The organism is Neokomagataea anthophila (assembly GCF_018122595.1).
Lineage (GTDB): Bacteria > Pseudomonadota > Alphaproteobacteria > Acetobacterales > Acetobacteraceae > Gluconobacter > Gluconobacter anthophilus.
Genome location: NZ_JAGRQH010000058.1, coordinates 1 through 264, shown reverse-complemented (window position 1 = coordinate 264; position 264 = coordinate 1). Strand labels below are relative to the sequence as shown.

The following is a 264-nucleotide window of genomic DNA, read 5'->3' as shown; positions in this document are numbered from 1 at the left end:
AACCCGAGTTTTTCGGCTGCTTCACTAATACCTAGTAACGATACTCCTTCTTTTGACAGATAACACATTTCTCTTAGCTGTTCTAGAGGATATATCTTATCATAGAATGCAGCAATCATTCTTAGGCATGTTGGGCCACAGTCTATCGCATCATGCTGTGTGTAAAGAGGAAATTTTTTCATTAGTATTTATTGCGTTTTTGACAAATATAAGAATAATAACTGGATGATAAGTAGTTAGTTATATAATTTATCTTTATTTTTC

General features: G+C 32.6%; 1 protein-coding gene. It reads right to left on the bottom strand.

Annotated elements, in window-relative coordinates; all coding sequences use genetic code 11:
* A partial coding sequence (locus tag KB213_RS13250) for a cysteine peptidase family C39 domain-containing protein (RefSeq protein ID WP_211683482.1) occupies nt 1-182 on the bottom strand: 182 nt, incomplete at its 3' end.
* Nucleotides 183-264: the final 82 nt, after the last annotated feature.